The sequence below is a fragment of the Sinorhizobium sp. BJ1 genome, from assembly GCF_002531555.1.
In the GTDB taxonomy this organism is placed as follows: Bacteria; Pseudomonadota; Alphaproteobacteria; order Rhizobiales; family Rhizobiaceae; genus Sinorhizobium; species Sinorhizobium fredii_B.
The window spans coordinates 71,297-88,727 of the sequence record NZ_NWTH01000019.1 but is presented as its reverse complement, the minus strand read 5'-3'; the positions used below and the strand labels follow the sequence as shown (position 1 = coordinate 88,727).

Genomic DNA, 17,431 nt, shown 5'->3' with positions numbered 1-17,431 from the left:
CGGACCGACCACCTCATGGCGGCGTTTGGCCGGCCCGCTCGCCCGGCGCTGTACAAGCGCTCTCGTCCGGGTCTGAAGGCAGGGCGAACTGAAATACAGCGCCCCAAGGCTCGTTCGCCCCGGCCCATAGCCGCCCCCCGTGCGCCTCGATGATCGAACGGCAGATGGCCAAGCCCATGCCCAGACCCTCCGCTTTCGTCGTATAAAACGCCTCGAACACCTGCTCCAGGCTCTGCGGCTCCAACCCGACGCCGGTGTCCTGTACTTCGACCAGCACGGCACCGGATGTGTCGGCTCGGGACCTGATCAGCAACTCGCGTGGCCGGTCCGCCACCTTCTTCATGGATTCGATGCCGTTCATCACCAGGTTCAAAATGACCTGCTGCAACTGGACCCGGTCGCCTGCAACTGGCGCGAGCTCGTGCGCCAGTTCGGTTCGCAGCAAGACGCGCTGACGGCGAACCTCCTCATGAACGAGGACTACCGACTCTTCGATGAGGCCGTTCAGGTCCACCTGTGCCGTGACGCTGGCTGTCTTCTTGAGGAGCGCGCGCACCCGGCCGATCACCTCGCCGGCCCGATGGCCATCCCGGACGATACGCCCCAGCGTCTCGCGGGCTTCGTCGAGGTTGGGGGGCTGGGTCGCGAGCCAGCGCAGGGCGGCGTTCGCATTGGTCACCACGGCGGCCAGCGGCTGGTTGACCTCGTGGGCAATGGAGGAGGTCAGCGCGCCCATCGTCGTCACGCGTGTGACATGCGCGAGCTCCGCCTGCGCCTTCTGCAGCGCCTCCTCGGCCCGCTTTCGGTCCTCAATGTCGACGAGAAATCCATACCATTTGAGAATGTCTCCGTGCTCCTCCCGGAGCGGTACGGCACTTTCGAACCACCAACGATATTCGCCGTCGGACGCACGACAGATACGCACCTCGGCCTCGAAGGGGCGGCCCGTGGCCAAGGACATACGCCACTTCGACATGTACTGCTCAAGGTCGTCTGGGTGAAACCGGGATTCGGGCTTCCAGTTCTCCGCAAACGATCCCTCCAGGGACAAGCCTGTGAATTCCTGCCAACGTCGATTGATGAAGTCGACACGGCCGTCGGGCAGGGCGGTCCACACCATCGCCGGAACTGTCTCGATGACCTCGCGAAGCTCCTCTTCACTCCGCCGGGCGGCCTCTTCGGCGCGCTTGCGCTCGGTGATGTCCTCGCAAACGATCAGGATGACGGGTCGCTTCTTGATCACCATCGCTCTTGCCGTCTCGCGGACCCAGAGCATCGAGCCGTCCTTGCGAAACTTGCGCAGCTCCCAGCTCATGGCGCGGCCGAGATGTTCGAGACAGGTGGCCGCATGCCTCTGGACGGCGTCGCGATCCGCCTCGTGAAAGATGTCCTGTACGGGACGGCCGATCAGTTCGTCGACCGTGTAGCCGAGCTGCTCCGCCCCAAAGGGATTGACCGACACGATGGTGCCGGTCGCGTCCACCATGAAGTACATCGTCGGATTGTTCTCAAATACAGCTCTCCACTGCTCCTCGCTGTCTCGCAGTGCCCCTTCCACCCGCTTGCGTTCGGTAATGTCCTGGATTGTGCCAAACATGCTGCGCGGCCGGCCCGACGCCTCTCTTGTCAGATCGCCCTGGCTGTGGACGATGCGCACCTCGCCGGTAGGCCTCACGATTCGGTACTCCAGGTCGTAGCGAGATTCGCCACGCACTGCCTTGGCCGCGGCCTGGCTCCAGAACGACCGGTCTTCCGGATGTATCCGCTCACCCGCTTCGGCAAGACTGACGACCGCCGTCGCGCGCGGTGTCAGCCCGAAGATGCGGTATGTCTCGTCCGACCAAGTGAGACAGTCGGTGCTGAGATCACGCTCCCAATAGCCAACATGGGCAACGCGTTGAGCTTCTGCGAAATTGGCCTCGCTTCGCCGCAGGCCCTCCAATGTCTCCTTGAGACGGGACGTCATGAGAGTGAACGCCTGGGCAAGCAGGCCGACTTCATCGTTCCGGCGCAGTTCGGGCACGTCTCGCCAGTCCCCCTTTGCGATCGCGTGCGCTGCCTGGGTCAGGGCAGTCAGCGGCCGCAAGGTGCGTCCAACCAGCCCTAGTCCGAGGAGGACGAAGACGGCGACGATGACCGCGCCGACGCCGATCGAGAGATAGGCTGCACGATAGACCGGCCTCAGGAAATCCGCGGCTGGCACCGCCGAGATGATGGTCCAGTCAAGAGCGCCAGGCCCGTCAACGCGATCAACCGCCGCATAGATCCGGCCGCGCTCAGGGTCACTGAAAGAAAACACATGCGGTCCCGCTGACGAGGACCCGGCGACGCCGGCATGCCGCCCAAGATAGCGCGCGGTTTCACGAACGATGGGATCGGTTGCTTCCGACGCCTGCAGGCGCAGATGTCCGCCGTCCGCTCCGATTGTGACGGGCGACACTCCTCCGGACGCGCCGATCAAATGTCCGCTGGCGTCGATGATGAAAGCCCGCCCGTTCTCGCCGATCTCGAGCGTCTGCAAGAACCTGGAAAGTTGGGCCAGGATGAGATCGATCCCGCACACACCGACGAAGTTGCCGTTCCTGTCCAACACCGGGGCGGAGAGCGAGATACCCAGTATCGGCTCGACGAGACCGAGATAGGGCTCGGTCCAGTACCGTTCGCCCGTCTCCTTCGCCTTCGAGTACCAGATCCTCCGACGAGCATCGAACGCGCCTTCCGACTTTCGCAAACGGCCGATCCTGCCGCTTGGCAAAGCTTCGAACTCTCGCACGGCGCCGGCGCGAAAGTTATCAGTCATCAGAAACACGGGGTTCGAGTCTGCCAGTCGCCCGACCGAAACAAGCCCGCCGGCCTCGTTGCCGAAAAACATCCAGTCGATATCGGGTTCCTCGTCCAGCAATGCATGGAGCTCTCGCGCAACAGCATGCGGGTCGCTCAGTGACAGGTCGTGACGAACAAGACCGTTAGCCAACCGCGATACCGCCTTGTCGGCACCGCGCACCAAATGATCGACGTCGCGATGCACAGCTTGCGTCACGTCTCGGATCAGGCGCTCGGACATGACCGAGACAATGGCGTTTCCCGTCCAAAACCATAGACCGGCCAGGACCAGACTTAGAACGAGAACGACGCCGGCGACAGGGAAGATCAAACGGTGTCGCAACATGATTGCCGAGTTCCCCAGGCAGCCAGATGAATATTCTATGCTACTTATATTGCTCCCATGGCTGCCCGTCGGCAATCCGCGGCTCGCTACCCGGCGAAAGTCCGGTGATGGGCTCAGAGTTGGCGTCGATGGAGGTAGTGAGAGGTCGCTCGTCGTGGATGATGGCGATTTTGGCGTTAGTAGTATCGACGTTCGTTTGTCCTCATCCTGCTTCCCGTTTGACGAGGTCAATCGGCGATGAGGAGGCTGATCTGGCTCAACACAAACGATCAGCGGCCAAGTTCCATAATTTAGCTTATGCGATCTTGTTGTGTAGCGGCAGTTTAGAGATGCGACATATGAGCCAGTTAGAGATGCGACAGTCGTCGCCTCTTGGGAGGCTGGTCAAACGTCAACGTTTGGAAGGAAGACTGGCGACGTGAAGCGTGGTTGAGGCCATGAGCGTTCGGAGGACGGCCTCAGTGACCGCGGCATCGCTGTGAAGCACTGCATCAATGTCAATATTGGGTTTTGCGCTGAGGCCGGCCACCGAGGTGCTGCCGACATGGTGAATGTCATCGACTATCTCGGCGATTGATTCCAGTATCCGGAGCTTCTGGTCTTCGAAAAGACCAGGCCATGCCGGATCACAATCAAGGAGCTTTATTGCGTTCACGGGTCGCCGTTCGGATCTCGCGCCACGACCGGGCCAGATTCGTACGACCTCGGAAACAAATGTCCATCGAGGCCCGCCTACCCTTCCCTTCCTCCGATGTCATGATCAGCTCTCAAACCTAAAGCCGAAGGTGCCCTAACGATCAGGCTTTGCACGCCCGATCAATCCGCCTGATCAGGGCTGGTCGTCGCTGCAAAAGGCCATCCACCGGCTTCGCTCGACGAGCGGCGGCGCTGCTTGTTTGTGCGGGCACGGAGATCCGCCTTGCTGCAACGCACAATACTTCATCAGTAAAAGCTGATGCCCATTTATTGAGCATGTTCAAAAGACGGATTTTCTCCTTTAATTTCAATTATATGGTGCGTAATTCCCGGAACTGGCACGGCACTTGCTTTTCTATACTTGCTTCGGTCAACGGCGATTTGAAGCGAGCTCAGGCGTCGATAGCGCCTGCCAAGGACACCGGCGTCGCAAGGGCTTTGCATCCAAAGGGATTCCTACCAGTCCCAGGAGCGCAATGTTCGAGCGGCGTTTTTTTTGTCGGTTTTCGACCGGCCACCAAATTGAGGGAACGTGCGCATGACCAAGACTTCGATCGGCGGTCTCACCCGCCGCAGCCTGCTCAAGACGACCGCGACGGCCGCCATGGTCGGTGCGGCAAGGACGCTCCTTCCCACCGGGGCCTTCGCTCAGGGCGCCGGTCCGGAGACTGCAAAGGCCGTGCTCGGCTTCATCGCTCTTACCGATTCCGCCCCGCTCATCATCGCCAAGGAAAAGGGCTTCTTCGACAAGTACGGTATGACCGAGGTCGAGGTGGTGAAGCAGGCCTCCTGGGGCACGACCCGCGACAACCTGGTGCTCGGCTCGGCCGGCGCCGGAATCGATGGCGCCCATATCCTGACGCCGATGCCCTATCTCATCTCGACCGGCAAGGTGACCCAGAACAACCAGCCGCTGCCGATGGCGATCCTTGCCCGCCTTAATCTCGACGCGCAGGCGATCTCGGTCGGCGCGGCCTATGCCGATCTGAAGGTCGGCCTCGACGCCTCGGTGCTGAAAGACGCCTTCGCCAAGAAGAAGGCCGGTGGCGAGGCCGCCAAGGTCGCCATGACCTTCCCGGGCGGCACGCACGACCTCTGGATCCGCTACTGGCTCGCCGCCGCCGGCATCGACCCGGACAAGGATGTCGAGACCATCGTCGTCCCGCCGCCGCAGATGGTCGCCAACATGAAGGTCGGCACCATGGACTGTTTCTGCGTCGGCGAACCCTGGAACGAGCAACTCGTCAACCAGAAGATCGGCTACACCGCCGTCAATACTGCCGAGATCTGGGCCAAGCATCCGGAGAAGTCCTTCGCCATGCGCGCCGACTGGGTCGAGAAAAACCCGCGCGCCGCCAAGGCGCTGGTCATGGCCGTCGAGGAAGCCGCGCAGTGGTGCGACGACATGGCGAATAAGGACGAGCTAGCCAAGATCGTCGGCAAGCGCAGCTGGTTCAACGTGCCGCCCAAGGACATCGTCGATCGGTTGAAAGGCGAATACGACTACGGCAACGGCAGGGACGTCGAGAACAGCCCGCACTTCATGAAGTTCTGGCGCGACCACGCGTCCTACCCGTTCCAGAGCCATGACGCATGGTTCCTCACCGAGAACATCCGCTGGGGCAAGCTCGCGCCGGATACGGACATCAAGGGGCTGATCGCCAAGGTCAACCGCGAGGACATCTGGCGCGAAGCGGCAAAGGACCTCGGCGTCGCCGACATCCCGGCCTCCACCTCGCGCGGGCCGGAGACCTTCTTCGACGGCAAGGTCTTCGATCCCGCAAATCCGGAAGCGTACCTGAAGAGCCTGGCAATCAGCCGCATCGCCTGATCCCGCAACGGCAGCCGGGTCCCCAAACCGGCTGCCTTCGATCAAACCCGTAGGAGAACGGCATGTCCGTCACCAATCTCAAGCTCAAACCGCAGGCGACGCCGCAGACTTCGGCTCAGGTCATCGCTCTCGGGCAGACGGCGAGCCGCGGCATCGATGACCGCCTGTCGCGCTTTGTCACCCAGACTGTCACCAACCTCTTGCCGCTGCTCGTCACACTGACGTTCTTCACCCTTGCCTGGCAGCTCATCTGCTCGTCGCCTGAATCGAGCCTGCCGGCCCCGTCGCGCGTCATCGAGGAAAGCTGGGAGCTGATCGCACATCCCTTCTACATCGGTCAGGGTGTCGATCAGGGTCTGTTCTGGCACGTATTCGCTAGCCTGCAGCGCGTCGCGCTCGGCTACGCCATGGCTGCGGCGGTCGGCGTCGCGCTTGGGACGCTCGTCGGCCAGAGCGCCCTCGCGATGCGCGGCCTCGATCCGATCTTCCAAGTGCTGCGCACCGTGCCGCCGCTCGCCTGGCTGCCGCTTTCGCTCGCCGCCTTCCAGGACGGCACCCCTTCGGCAATCTTCGTCATCTTCATCACGGCGATCTGGCCGATCATCATCAACACCGCGGTCGGCATCCGCAACATTCCGCAGGATTACCAAAACGTCGCCAAGGTGCTGCGACTGAACGGTTTCGAATATTTCGGCAAGATCATGCTGCCGGCCGCTGCCCCCTACATCTTCACCGGCCTTAGGATCGGCATCGGTCTCTCCTGGCTGGCGATCGTGGCGGCCGAGATGCTGATCGGTGGCGTCGGCATCGGCTTCTTCATCTGGGACGCCTGGAACTCGTCGCTGATCAGCGACATCATCGTGGCGCTGATCTATGTCGGCATCGTCGGCTTCCTGCTCGATCGCCTCATCGCGCTGATCGGTCGCGCCATAACTCGCGGCACAGCAAGCGCCTAAAGAAAAGGAGGCCTTCCATGGCCAAGAGCTATCTTTCGCTTGAACTCATCGACAAGACCTTCGAACGCGGCGGCACGCGCACCGAAGTTCTGAAGCAGGTCTCCCTTGCTGTAGACAAGGGCGAGTTCATCTCGATCATCGGCCATTCCGGCTGCGGCAAGTCGACCCTGCTCAATGTCGTCGCCGGGTTGACGCAGGCGACAACCGGCGTGGTGCTGCTCGACGACAAGGTCGTCGACGCGCCGGGACCGGATCGCGCTGTCGTCTTCCAGAACCACTCGCTGCTGCCGTGGCTGACGGTCTATGAAAACGTCCGGCTCGCCGTCGACAAGGTGTTCTCTGCGAAGCGCAACAAGCAGGAACGCCATGAATGGACCATGCGCAACCTCGAGCTGGTGCAGATGGCGCATGCCGGCGACAAGCGCCCCTCTGAGATCTCCGGCGGCATGAAGCAGCGTGTCGGTATCGCGCGGGCGCTTGCCATGGAGCCGAAGGTGCTGCTTCTCGACGAACCGTTCGGCGCGCTCGACGCGTTGACCCGGGCGCATCTGCAGGACCAGGTCATGCAGATCCACGCGACGCTTGCCAATACCGTCCTGATGATCACCCATGACGTCGACGAAGCGGTCCTGCTTTCCGACCGGATCGTGATGATGACCAATGGGCCGTCGGCACGTATCGGCGAAATCCTCGATGTGCCGCTCGCCCGCCCACGCCGGCGCATCGAACTCGCCTCCGACCGAACCTATCTGAAATGTCGCGAAGCGGTGCTCAAGTTCCTCTACGAGCGCCATCGCTTCGTCGAAGCTGCGGAGTGACTGCCCCGTTTTGCATGTTCCTTAAAATCGGCTTAGATTTTAAGGAACATGCAGCAGATGTCGTGAGATCAGAGGCCGTGCCTTTTAGCCCACGTGGATACCCGAAGACACCGCAGTTCAGTCGACGCTCAATTGGCGGCGAAGCAATAGAAGAGGCCGTCCCCGCCGGTGCTCTTGAAGGCCTCTATCGTGCAGCCACCGCGCGTCGGATGTGAAGAGTTCCACGATTTGGCCGCCGCCGAGTCGTCCAAACCGGTGCGGTCGCTGTGACCAACGATTGCAGCACCCTCCGCACCGCCCATGGTCCAGTTGCCGCAGGTTTCGGCGGCAGCGGTTCCATCCGGCCTGGTGCCTGTCAGGATGTCATGGCGGTTCGGGGTGTCGCCCCGCCCGTTGATGACCTCGCCCTTTTCATTGAGCGCAGTTTGTTTGGTCAGATTGTTGTTATCGCCGTGCAACGAGGCGACATCGTCGGCGATCTTCTCGCCCTTGGCATTGTGCCAAGGTCCCGCACCGATGCGATCCTTGGCGTTCTCGCTATCGGTGGACAGATAGGCCCGCCAGGTCTTGCCCGTTGAGCCGCCGGCGGTCGCAAGCGCGCCACAATGTGCGTCGGCGCCAGCAAGTCCGCCGAGATCGCCACCCTTGCCCGGATTCGCGCTGGTGACAAAGAAGCTCATCGACGTGTCCTGGGCATTGGCTGAGACGACCGAACAGGTCAATAGGGTCGCAATTAGTGCCATGCGTTTCATGGCGAACCTCCCTTGGATTTCCGAGGTATCAGCGTATTGCCTGCACGGGCGAGCGTAAAATCGAAATCTCGTGAGGAAGCCGGACGCAATGCGCCTGCCGCGAGTCCTTCTCCCGCCACGTGGGCGGGTTCTGGTCGGCGCTACGTGCACCACCTCAGCTCCGTTCGAGCCGCACGACCATTGCGTCAAACGGAGCCGGCTTCCCTCTTCTCTGCCACCCACCGGTAGAGGACGTCGGGCTCCCTCTCTTCGTTCCGGCTGCCGTCCGTCTCCTCGACTGCGACGAAGCCATGGTTCTCGTAGAAGCGCCGCGCTCCCCAGTTGCGTTGAAAGGTCCAGAGCGACAGCTCACAGGCGCCCGTCCGAGCGACCCTCAGAAGCGATGCTCCAAGACCACGACCTTGATGCGCCGGCAAAACATAGAGCTGATCGATCCATCCCGGCCGGAACGCAACGATGCCGACCAATCCATCGCCACCGAATATTCCCCAGACGGAACAGTCCTGAAATACTCTGTTCCTGAAGAACCAGCTGTCCTCTTCCGGCGTGTGGAGCCCCGCAAGCGACGGAAGGCGTTCATCGAATGAAACTCGCAGCACGCGCGCCGCTTCATCGGCGAGTTCACGCCCAAGCCGCACCGGTCGAGATTTATCGGCATTCATTCCACCGGCTCCACGCAAAAAGCTCAAGTTACAGGCATCGAAGGAAAGGCTTCGCAATGCTCAATCATGAATGGGAATGCGCCTCCCAACAGGATTCTACCGCCGGTGCTCGCAAGTCTAGTCCGCGGCCTTTCCGAGCGTATCGGCGACGTAGGCACCGCGTTTACCCATCGGCAACGGTTCTCCTGTGGTGGAATCGACAGCAGTCTGATGTTCGAGCTCGGCGTTGAGGAGAGCGCCTGTGATCAGGATCACCATGGAAATCCAGACCCACATCATGAAACCGACCAGCGCGCCAAGCGCGCCGTAGGTCGCATTGTAGTTCGCGAAATTTTCCAGATAGTAGGAATACAACCATGAAGCCGCCAGCCACAACAACGTGCTGAATACGGCACCCCAGTTCAGCCACCGCAGTTTCGCCCGCTCGCGGCTCGGCCCGTAGCGATAGATCAGGACAGTGCCGAGGGTGCCGAGGAGCAGAATGGCTGGCCATCTCGCCACCCTGGTCAGGATCTCGATCCAGCGATCCAACCAAAGATAGGCAAGCAAAGCCGGAATGACGCCGATCGCCACGATGAGGACGACGGCAAAGAGCAGTGCCGCAAAGGTGAAGGCGAGGCACAAGAGCGTTCTTGATACAATGCCTCTCTTCTCTTTTTCTCCATAGGCGACGTTCATGGCGTCAAACAGCGCCGAAATGCCGTTGGCCGCACTCCACAGAGAGATCAACAGGCCGCCGATAAAGCCGAGGCTGAGGGTCGATGTCTTCTGCGTGGTAAGAGCCTTCAGCTGATCCGTGATCATAGCGTAGGAGCCGGGCGGCAAGAGCTCGTCCAATACCGCCGTATGGGTTCCGATGTCGGACGGGTCCGCGATGAACCCGTAAAGCGAGACCAGCGCACCCAAAGCCGGAAACAGCGCCAGCAGAAGGTAGAAGCTGACCCCTGCCGCGATCAGGAAGACGCGCTCCTCGGAGATCTCCGACATCACCCGCCAAAATACGTCACGCAGGCCCTTCGCCGGTATTTGTTCCGGCACGGCTGCACTGCGCCCCCTGCCCGGCTCGGCGGCTTCCAAGGTTTTTGTAAGATCGGCCTCTCTTGGGCTCATAGAGGAGCGTCCGGTGCTTTTTTCTGAGCCTCATATACCCGCGATATGCCCAACGCTCGGGAAAACTGCTTGTTCCGGTGCTTGCACGGATTTGGCCATCAAGGGAGGGCGCACTGCGCACCCCGACAATCCATTTGCGGGACACGGCAACGCTCGTTCAAGGGGAATGGGGACCTCTCTTCTGGATCAGCCTTGCCTTATGATGCGGACAGTATTTTCCGACAGCCTTGGCGGCGCAAAAAAGATACGGGCCGCCGCTGTTGATCGGCCAGATGCACTCGCCAGGCGACAGCTCCTCGAGGCGTTTTGCAAAGGGCAAGCGCTGCACATCATAAGCGTTTGCCGAGATGAATTCTCTCTGGTACTCGTTCATCGGTGACTTGCGCGCTACATTTTTCGCGCTACATTTTTCGTCGAGCCCGACCGACCTTCCGATCAGGTTCTCGGAGATCGACGCCGCGCCCGACCTGTGCCATCTGTCAGCCCGGAAGCAGCGTGACGACCATGACCGCGGCGACCACGGCAAGCGCAGCGATGAGCGCGATCAGTTCGATCATCATGTAACGCTGCATGTCGCGACGCATGCTACTTCCTCCACGTCGTTGTGAGGTTGAAAGTAAACGCTTTAGAATCGCAATTGTTCACGCGCGTGGGCGCACCGTTGCGCCAGCTTTCCGACGCCCAGCTAAAAGGACGCCCCTCCCCTTAGGGCGAGGCGCTCATGTGGAAGGTGTACAGAACGGTTAATCGGCCTCTATTCCGGGAACGGTATTGCCCGTCAACATCCGCACCAGGGCGAGCTCGCTCCTTACACCCTGCTGATAAAGGTGAAAAAGCATCCTGCCTATCTTCGCACCCTCCTCACTTTCCGGCTCCAGCTCCCTAGAGGAACATGCATAGACATGAACGCGCCGGAGCATCGAGATTTCATGATCGTCAATGGCGAGATCCGAAAAGCGCATGCGCATTTCCCTTTGATTCTCCAATCAAAGAACTTTGTTGATCATCCTATGATATTGGTGCGCCATGCTCCTGATTCCAGATCTCCGTTTCATCAGCGAACGCTGTGGGCTGCCGACGGGGAACGACACGCCTGACGGACGCGTTTCCGATTGATCCTGCCGCGCGTTATCGGAGCCATCATGTCCACCAACACCCCAAAAACCCTCGATTCCGATCCAGCTCTCAACGCGTCAAGCCGCTGAGGTGCGGGATAAATGGAACGTTACGACGTAACGCTTGGACTCCTCGGGCTGGTGATCCTGCTCACCGCCTGGATTCCCATGGTCTTTCGCCGCCTGCCGCTTTCACTACCCATCTTCTGCATCGCAATCGGCGCTCTCGCCGGACACACCATCCTTACACCGCTCGTCGATCTCGCCTCATTCGACAGCCGATTTGTCATAGAGCATATGACAGAGTTCACCGTCATCGTTGCACTGATGGGTGCGGGACTGAAGATCGATCGCCCCATCGGCCTGCACAGTTGGGTTCTCACTTGGCGGCTTCTGGGAATTGCGATGCCGTTGGGCATCGCCGTGATGGCCGCCGGCGCCTCCCTGATTCTGGGTCTTGGTGCTGCGTCGGCCATTCTGCTGGCCGCCTGTCTGGCGCCGACCGATCCGGTCTTGGCGAGCGATGTCCAGGTGGGGCCGCCGCAGACCGGGACGGAGGACGAGGTTCGGTTCGCACTCACATCCGAAGCCGGCTTGAACGACGGCCTGAGCTTCCCATTCGTCTACTTGGCAATCGCGATCGCACTCGCCTCCGATCAGCCCGATTGGTTCGCCGATTGGCTGCTCCTCGACGTTTTGTGGCGGCTCCTTGCCGGGGTCGTAATGGGGTGGATCATTGGCAAGGTGTTAGGCTTTGCCACATTTCGCCTGCCGAAAGGGGCGGCGCTCGTACGCACAGGCGACGGCTTCGTCGCATTGGGGATTACCTGCCTAGCCTACAGTCTGACAGAACTCGTCCACGGCTACGGTTTCGTTGCTGTGTTCGTCGCCGCTCTCTCCTTCCGCACCATCGAGCGACACCACGAATTTCATAAGGAACTTCACGACTTTTCCGAACAGATCGAAAGGCTGCTGATGATGGTGCTTCTCGTCTGTTTCGGAGCTGCCGTGAGCCTTGGGCAATTCATCGCCGACCTCGATTGGCGGGTCGTCGCCTTTGCCCTGTTTGTCCTGGCGATCGCCCGACCGGCCACCGGATGGGTGAGCCTGCCCTCGACCTTGCCCAAGGGAGAAAGGGCCGCCATCGCCGTGTTCGGGATCCGCGGCCTCGGCTCGATCTATTATCTCGCATTTGCAACCGGGATGGCCCGCTTCGAGGATCTTGGCGTAATGTGGTCCGCTGTCGCCTTGATCGTGCTGATCTCCATCGTCACGCACGGGCTGACCGTCACTCCGGCGATGCGCTGGCTCGACAGGCGGCGGAGAGTCGCTGCAAGGCCTAGCGGGTGAAGCCACAGGCCCTGTCGAAGTCCCAGATCCCGCCGGGGAGCACGCATTTAGCAGCAATGAATGCATCCCCTCGGCAGATGGCGGCGAATGACGGCCCGGCCTGCTGCCTCGTGGAACGTCTCGACCTGACGATGTTCTCCTCACACCTGCAACCTTGAACATTCGTTGCGAAAGCTCTTACCTTGTCGGAGTGGAGGCCGCAGCTGCCTCTTGTTGTGGTCCGACCGACGCACGTTCAGCTCGGCGCCGCTGAGCTGTTTAAGGAGGGACGCTTGTCATTGCTCAATGCGCTTGAAGTCGTGACCCTGTTTGTCGATGAGATCGACGGGGCAAAAGCCTTTTACCAGAAGGTTTTTGACCCGGAAGTGGTGTACCAGGATGAAGTCTCCTGTGTCCTGAAGTTCGACGGCGCCATGATCAATCTGCTCCATGCCTCGCAGGCGCCAGAGCTCGTCGAACCCTTGCCGGTGGCGCCCGTGAATTCGGGCGCGCGTGTGCTGCTCACGATCAAGGTCCCCGATGTAGACGCTGTATGCGCCAGCCTTGAAGGTCGAGGCGTGAGGCTGCTGAACGGCCCTATCGATCGCCCTTGGGGACGCCGCACCGCAGCATTTGCGGATCCCTCCGGCCATGTCTGGGAAATCGCTCAGGAACTGCGCTGAGCGACGAACCTATCCATCTCCCGCTTCGGCTCGTTTCGGCACGAAGCGTTGTTCTGTACGAGGACCATATGACAGATACGACACACCAGAGCGCCCGCATGCTTGCCGGACGGTGCCTGTGCGGCGCTGTTCACTATGCCGTCACCGACGCGTTCCGTTATGCGGCAAACTGCCATTGCACGGATTGCCGGCGGACGACCGGGTCCGCCTTCAAGCCGTTTGCAGGCATCGAGCGCGAGCAATTCGCTGTGACCGAAGGGGCCGATCAACTCCGGTTCTACGGCGACGACAACGCGCACGACGCCCGCTGCGGCCGGTGCGCATCTTTTCTCTATTCGGTCGTCCGCGATGGCGCTTATGTGCATGTCGCGCTCGGCTCGCTCGCCGACGAACCGACGATCCGGCCGAGCGAGCACATTTTCGTCGGCTCGAAAGCGCCCTGGTTCACGATCACCGACGACCTGCCGCAATATTGGGCTCACGTCGCGGATGGGCCGCCGATCAATCGCTGAACGCCAAGCTGAGATCTTCGGCGCCGCATCCCGGATCCTGAGGGCTGCCGACATAGACAAGTAGCAGCACCCCACTATCGAGAGTATATTTCGACGAGGAGGCACCATGCGCCGACCTCACGTATTCGCTCTCGTCCTGGCCTATGCGCTCGGCTTTCCGGTTCAAGCGGAAGTTCTAATCGGCGTCGCCGGGCCGATGACGGGAAAGCTTGCCTGGACCGGCACGCAGTTGAAGCGCGGCGCCGAAATGGCCGTCGCTCAGATCAATGCCGCCGGCGGCGTGCTCGGCCAGCAGATCCGACTGATCGTGGCGGACGATTTCTGCGATCCACAGCAGGCCGTTGCCGCCGCCCAGAAGCTGGTCGCCGACAAAGCCGTCTTCGTTGTCGGACACTACTGCTCCGGAGCGTCGATCCCCGCATCCAAGATTTACGCCAAGGCCGGGGTGCTGCAGATTTCGCCGTCCTCAACCAATCCGACGTTGACCGAGCAAGGCCACGCCAACGTCTTCCGGGTGTGCAGCCGTGACGATGCACAGGGCCTGAAGGCGGGCAATTACCTGGCCGATCACTGGGGTGACAAGAAGATCGCTATCCTTCACGACGGCACGACCTATGGCAAGGGTCTCGCCGAAGAGACGAGGAAGCAACTGAACAAGCGCGGTGTCAACGAAGCGATCTACCAAAGCTACGAGCCGGGGAAGGACGACTACTCGGCCGAGATCGCGGCCGTGCAGACGGCAGGGATCGCGGTGCTCTATCTCGGCGGCTATCATACGGAAGCAGCTCTTATGGTTCGTGCAGCGCGCGAGCGCGCCTATCCGGTGCAGGTCATCTCGGGTGACGATACGGCGACCGAGGCATTCGGCCTCATCGCCGGCCCGGCCGCCGAAGGAACCCTCTTCACTTTCGTTGCCGACCCGCGTCGCAATGCCGAGGCGGCGGACGTCGTCGAGCGCTTCCGGGCCGAGAATTTCGAGCCGGACTCCTGGACATTGCACAGCTACGGCGCTGCCGAGGTGTGGGCGCAGGCGGTTCAGAAGGCGGGATCGCTCGAACCGCAGAAAGTCATCGCGGCGCTGCGCAAACATCAGTTCGATACGGTGCTCGGTCGCATCGATTTCGACGATAAGGGCGATCTCACCGTTCAGAACTGGGTGTGGTATGTTTGGAAGGGTGGCGAGTACGTGCCGCTGGAGTAACCAGCGTTGACCGCAGCAGCTCGCATTTGAGAAGAAATCCGTGCAGACGATGTTGACCGCCTCAGCCGGAGCGAGGGGTTGCCGCGATGCTTGATCGTCTCGGCATTCGCGGTCGTCTTCTGTTCGCCTTCTTCGGCATCAGTGCCTTTGCGGTGCTTTCGACCGCGGGCGCCCTGTACGCCTTCCTCCAACTGAGCCAGGTGCTTGAACGGGTAACGGAGCGCCGCGCGCCGTCCGCCCTTCTATCGCTCGAACTCTCCCGCCATGCCGAACGCGTCGCTGCCACCGCCCCGGCAGTCCTTGCTTCGACCAGCAGGGCCCGGCACAGCGAGGTGTCGGCCGCAATCGGCAGCGAGATGACGCGCCTGGAGGAACTGCTTGCTGCCCTCAAAGGAACGGCGCTCAGTTCGGCGGTCGTCACCGAAATCGAAGACGCGGCAGTGGGGCTGCGGCGCAATCTGAACGCCCTCGATGGTCTCGTCACCGCCCGCTTGGCCGCGGTCGCACGGAAGGAGGAGCTGCTGCGTCGCTTGTCGGCGACAACGAACGCCAGTCAGCGCCTCATCGCGCCAGGCATTCTCGTGATGAACTCCAAGGTCCCGCGGTGGCGGGCAGCCACGGTCGATCCAACGCTCTCACCCGAAGCGGAAGCTGCGGCGGCGAGAGATCTGGCGCGGGCGATCGCGGCCTATATTCCGCAACAGACGGCGCAGCGGGAGATCGCGGCCATCAACGACACGCTTCAGCAAGCCGCGGTCGTGCCGACATCGGGCGACCTGTCGTTGCTTTCGTTTCCCCTGCAGCGCTCGGTCGGTGCGCTGGAGGCAGTCACCCCTGAATTCGACGAGCAGTTGCGCAAGCGCTTCCGCCAGCTTGTCGACGAATTCAAGGCGCTGATCGACGGCTCCGGAAGCATCCCGAACGCGCGCGGCGAAGAACTTGCAGTCCTGGCCGAAGGCGAAAAGCTGGTGGCGGAAAATGATCAGCTCTCGCGCAAGCTTACGCTTGCCGTGGACCGCCTGGTGGCGGCGGCACAAAGGGACATCTCCGAGGCGGGCGCGGAAGCGGCGACAGTGCGGCGCTACGGCACCGGCATCGTGCTCGGCTCCGCCCTGCTCAGTCTGCTGAGTTCGATACTGATCGTCTGGCTCTATGTCGATCGCAACCTGCTTGCCCGTCTCGCAGGTCTGAGCCACAGCATGCTTTCCATTGCCGCCGGTAATCTACGGGTGGCGTTGCCGGAGACCGGCAGCGACGAGATCGGCCGGCTGGCCAAAGCGCTCCGTGTCTTCCGTGACACGGCGATCGAGTTCGAAGAGAAGAACCTCCGCGACGTCGCCGAAGCCCGCCAACGCCTGATCGATGCAATCGAGAGCATTTCCGAAGGTTTCGCTCTTTACGACGGGGAGGACCGGCTTCTTCTCTGCAACAGCCGCTATCGCGAAATTCTCTATCCGGGCATGGATGATGCCGTCGTCTCCGGGACGCGTTTCGAGGAAATCATCCGCGCGGCGGCAGAACGCGGCCTGATCGAGGATGCCGTCGGGCGGGAGGACGAATGGATCGCCGAGCGGCTCGAGACGCATCGCAACCCGGCCGGGACGCTCCTCCAGAGACGCGAGCCGGATCGCTGGGTGCAGATTAGCGAACGCCGGATTTCGGGCGGCGGCACCGTCGCGGTCTACTCGGATATTACGGAGCTGAAGCGCCACGAGCAGGACCTCTCCGAGAAATCGACAGCGCTCGAAGCGCTCTCCGCCAAGCTTGCCAAATACCTAGCACCGCAGGTTTACAACTCGATCTTCAGCGGCCGACAGGACGTGAGAATTGCGAGTCAGCGCAAGAAGCTGACGATCTGTTTTTCGGACGTTGCCGGATTTACGGAAACGACCGACAAAATGGAGTCCGAAGAGCTCACCCAGCTCCTCAACCAGTACCTGACCGAGATGTCGAAGATTGCTTCGAACTTCGGCGCCACAATCGACAAATATGTCGGCGATGCCATTCTGATGTTCTTCGGAGATCCCGAAACGCGCGGTGTCAGGGAAGAAGCGATCGCCTGCGTTTCGATGGCGCTTGCAATGCAGAAGCGAATGGCCGAACTCGGCGATGCCTGGCATAGCGCTGGTATAGAAACGCCGCTCCGCTGCCGCATCGGCATTCACACGGATTACTGCACCGTCGGCAATTTCGGCAGCGAAGATCGGATGGACTACACCATCATCGGCGGCGCCGTGAACCTCGCCGCGCGGCTGGAGCAGGAAGCGGAACCTGGATCGGTCCTCATCTCCTACGAGACCTACGCGCAGGTGAAGGACGTGATCCATTGCGAGGAAGTGGGACGAGTCCGTGTCAAGGGCATAGCCTATCCGATCGCGACCTTCAGGGTCGTCGACTTCACGGTCAATGTCACCGCCGCTTGCGACGCGATCCACAAGGAGTTGCCGCATCTGAAGCTGGATGCGGAGCCCGATCTCATGTCGTCCGGCGAGCGTGAAGAAGCCGCGGCGACACTCCGCGAGGCGCTGAACAGGCTCTCTCGATAAACGGCTGTTCACCATCCAAGGAACATGTTCCATCCGACCCTTGTTGGAGCG

The 17,431-nt window shown here is 61.3% G+C and carries 15 protein-coding genes; 8 read left to right on the top strand and 7 right to left on the bottom strand.

Translation table 11 applies throughout. The annotated features are described in order from the left end of the window. Positions 1–13: 13 nt before the first annotated feature. Together CO676_RS22105 and CO676_RS22100 are read right to left on the bottom strand one after the other, a co-directional pair. On the bottom strand, positions 14–3,169 hold the full coding sequence (locus CO676_RS22105; protein ID WP_097522655.1) for a PAS domain S-box protein: 3,156 nt from the start codon (positions 3,167–3,169) through the stop codon (positions 14–16). Positions 3,170–3,560: 391 nt separating this feature from the next. Further along, positions 3,561–3,824 (bottom strand): GrpB family protein, encoded by a 264-nt coding sequence (locus CO676_RS22100; protein ID WP_097522654.1) that lies wholly within the window; start codon positions 3,822–3,824, stop codon positions 3,561–3,563. 579 nt (positions 3,825–4,403) lie between these two features. On the opposite strand from CO676_RS22100, the gene CO676_RS22095 reads away from it, so the two are divergent. From CO676_RS22095 to CO676_RS22085, 3 genes are all read left to right on the top strand, one after another. Beyond that, positions 4,404–5,696 (top strand): CmpA/NrtA family ABC transporter substrate-binding protein, encoded by a 1,293-nt coding sequence (locus tag CO676_RS22095; protein WP_097522653.1) that lies wholly within the window; start codon positions 4,404–4,406, stop codon positions 5,694–5,696. Positions 5,697–5,758: 62 nt separating this feature from the next. Next, entirely contained in the window at positions 5,759–6,652 is an 894-nt protein-coding gene (gene ntrB, locus CO676_RS22090; RefSeq protein WP_097522652.1) for a nitrate ABC transporter permease, read from the top strand. 17 nt (positions 6,653–6,669) lie between these two features. Next, a complete protein-coding gene (locus CO676_RS22085; protein ID WP_097522651.1) occupies positions 6,670–7,470 on the top strand; it encodes an ABC transporter ATP-binding protein in 801 nt (266 codons plus the stop codon). Between the two features lie 128 nt (positions 7,471–7,598). On the opposite strand, the gene CO676_RS22080 is transcribed toward CO676_RS22085, so the two are convergent. From CO676_RS22080 to CO676_RS22055, 5 genes are all read right to left on the bottom strand, one after another. Further along, positions 7,599–8,222 carry a hypothetical protein gene (locus CO676_RS22080; RefSeq protein ID WP_097522650.1) on the bottom strand — a complete coding sequence of 208 codons (624 nt, stop codon included), beginning with the start codon at positions 8,220–8,222 and terminating at the stop codon, positions 7,599–7,601. A 185-nt stretch (positions 8,223–8,407) separates the two neighbouring features. Further along, positions 8,408–8,884: a GNAT family N-acetyltransferase gene (locus tag CO676_RS22075; RefSeq protein ID WP_097522649.1), complete on the bottom strand. Its 477-nt coding sequence runs from the start codon at positions 8,882–8,884 to the stop codon at positions 8,408–8,410. A 117-nt stretch (positions 8,885–9,001) separates the two neighbouring features. Next, positions 9,002–9,994, bottom strand: coding sequence for a YihY/virulence factor BrkB family protein (locus CO676_RS22070; RefSeq protein WP_097522648.1), 993 nt, complete (start codon positions 9,992–9,994; stop codon positions 9,002–9,004). Between the two features lie 157 nt (positions 9,995–10,151). Next, a complete protein-coding gene (locus tag CO676_RS22065; protein ID WP_041413941.1) occupies positions 10,152–10,367 on the bottom strand; it encodes a GcrA cell cycle regulator in 216 nt (71 codons plus the stop codon). Between the two features lie 370 nt (positions 10,368–10,737). Then, positions 10,738–10,962, bottom strand: coding sequence for a hypothetical protein (locus tag CO676_RS22055; RefSeq protein WP_097522646.1), 225 nt, complete (start codon positions 10,960–10,962; stop codon positions 10,738–10,740). Positions 10,963–11,211: 249 nt separating this feature from the next. Here CO676_RS22055 and CO676_RS22050 point away from each other — a divergent pair, with 249 nt between their 5' ends. From CO676_RS22050 to CO676_RS22030, 5 genes are all read left to right on the top strand, one after another. Continuing rightward, positions 11,212–12,459 (top strand): cation:proton antiporter, encoded by a 1,248-nt coding sequence (locus CO676_RS22050; protein WP_097522645.1) that lies wholly within the window; start codon positions 11,212–11,214, stop codon positions 12,457–12,459. Between the two features lie 272 nt (positions 12,460–12,731). Then, complete coding sequence (locus CO676_RS22045; RefSeq protein ID WP_097522693.1) at positions 12,732–13,121, top strand: VOC family protein; 390 nt, start codon at positions 12,732–12,734, stop codon at positions 13,119–13,121. Between the two features lie 68 nt (positions 13,122–13,189). Further along, positions 13,190–13,633 carry a GFA family protein gene (locus tag CO676_RS22040; protein WP_097522644.1) on the top strand — a complete coding sequence of 148 codons (444 nt, stop codon included), beginning with the start codon at positions 13,190–13,192 and terminating at the stop codon, positions 13,631–13,633. A 106-nt stretch (positions 13,634–13,739) separates the two neighbouring features. Then, positions 13,740–14,834: a branched-chain amino acid ABC transporter substrate-binding protein gene (locus CO676_RS22035; RefSeq protein ID WP_097522643.1), complete on the top strand. Its 1,095-nt coding sequence runs from the start codon at positions 13,740–13,742 to the stop codon at positions 14,832–14,834. A gap of 86 nt (positions 14,835–14,920) precedes the next feature. Further along, positions 14,921–17,380 carry an adenylate/guanylate cyclase domain-containing protein gene (locus tag CO676_RS22030; protein WP_097522642.1) on the top strand — a complete coding sequence of 820 codons (2,460 nt, stop codon included), beginning with the start codon at positions 14,921–14,923 and terminating at the stop codon, positions 17,378–17,380. Positions 17,381–17,431 lie beyond the last annotated feature (51 nt).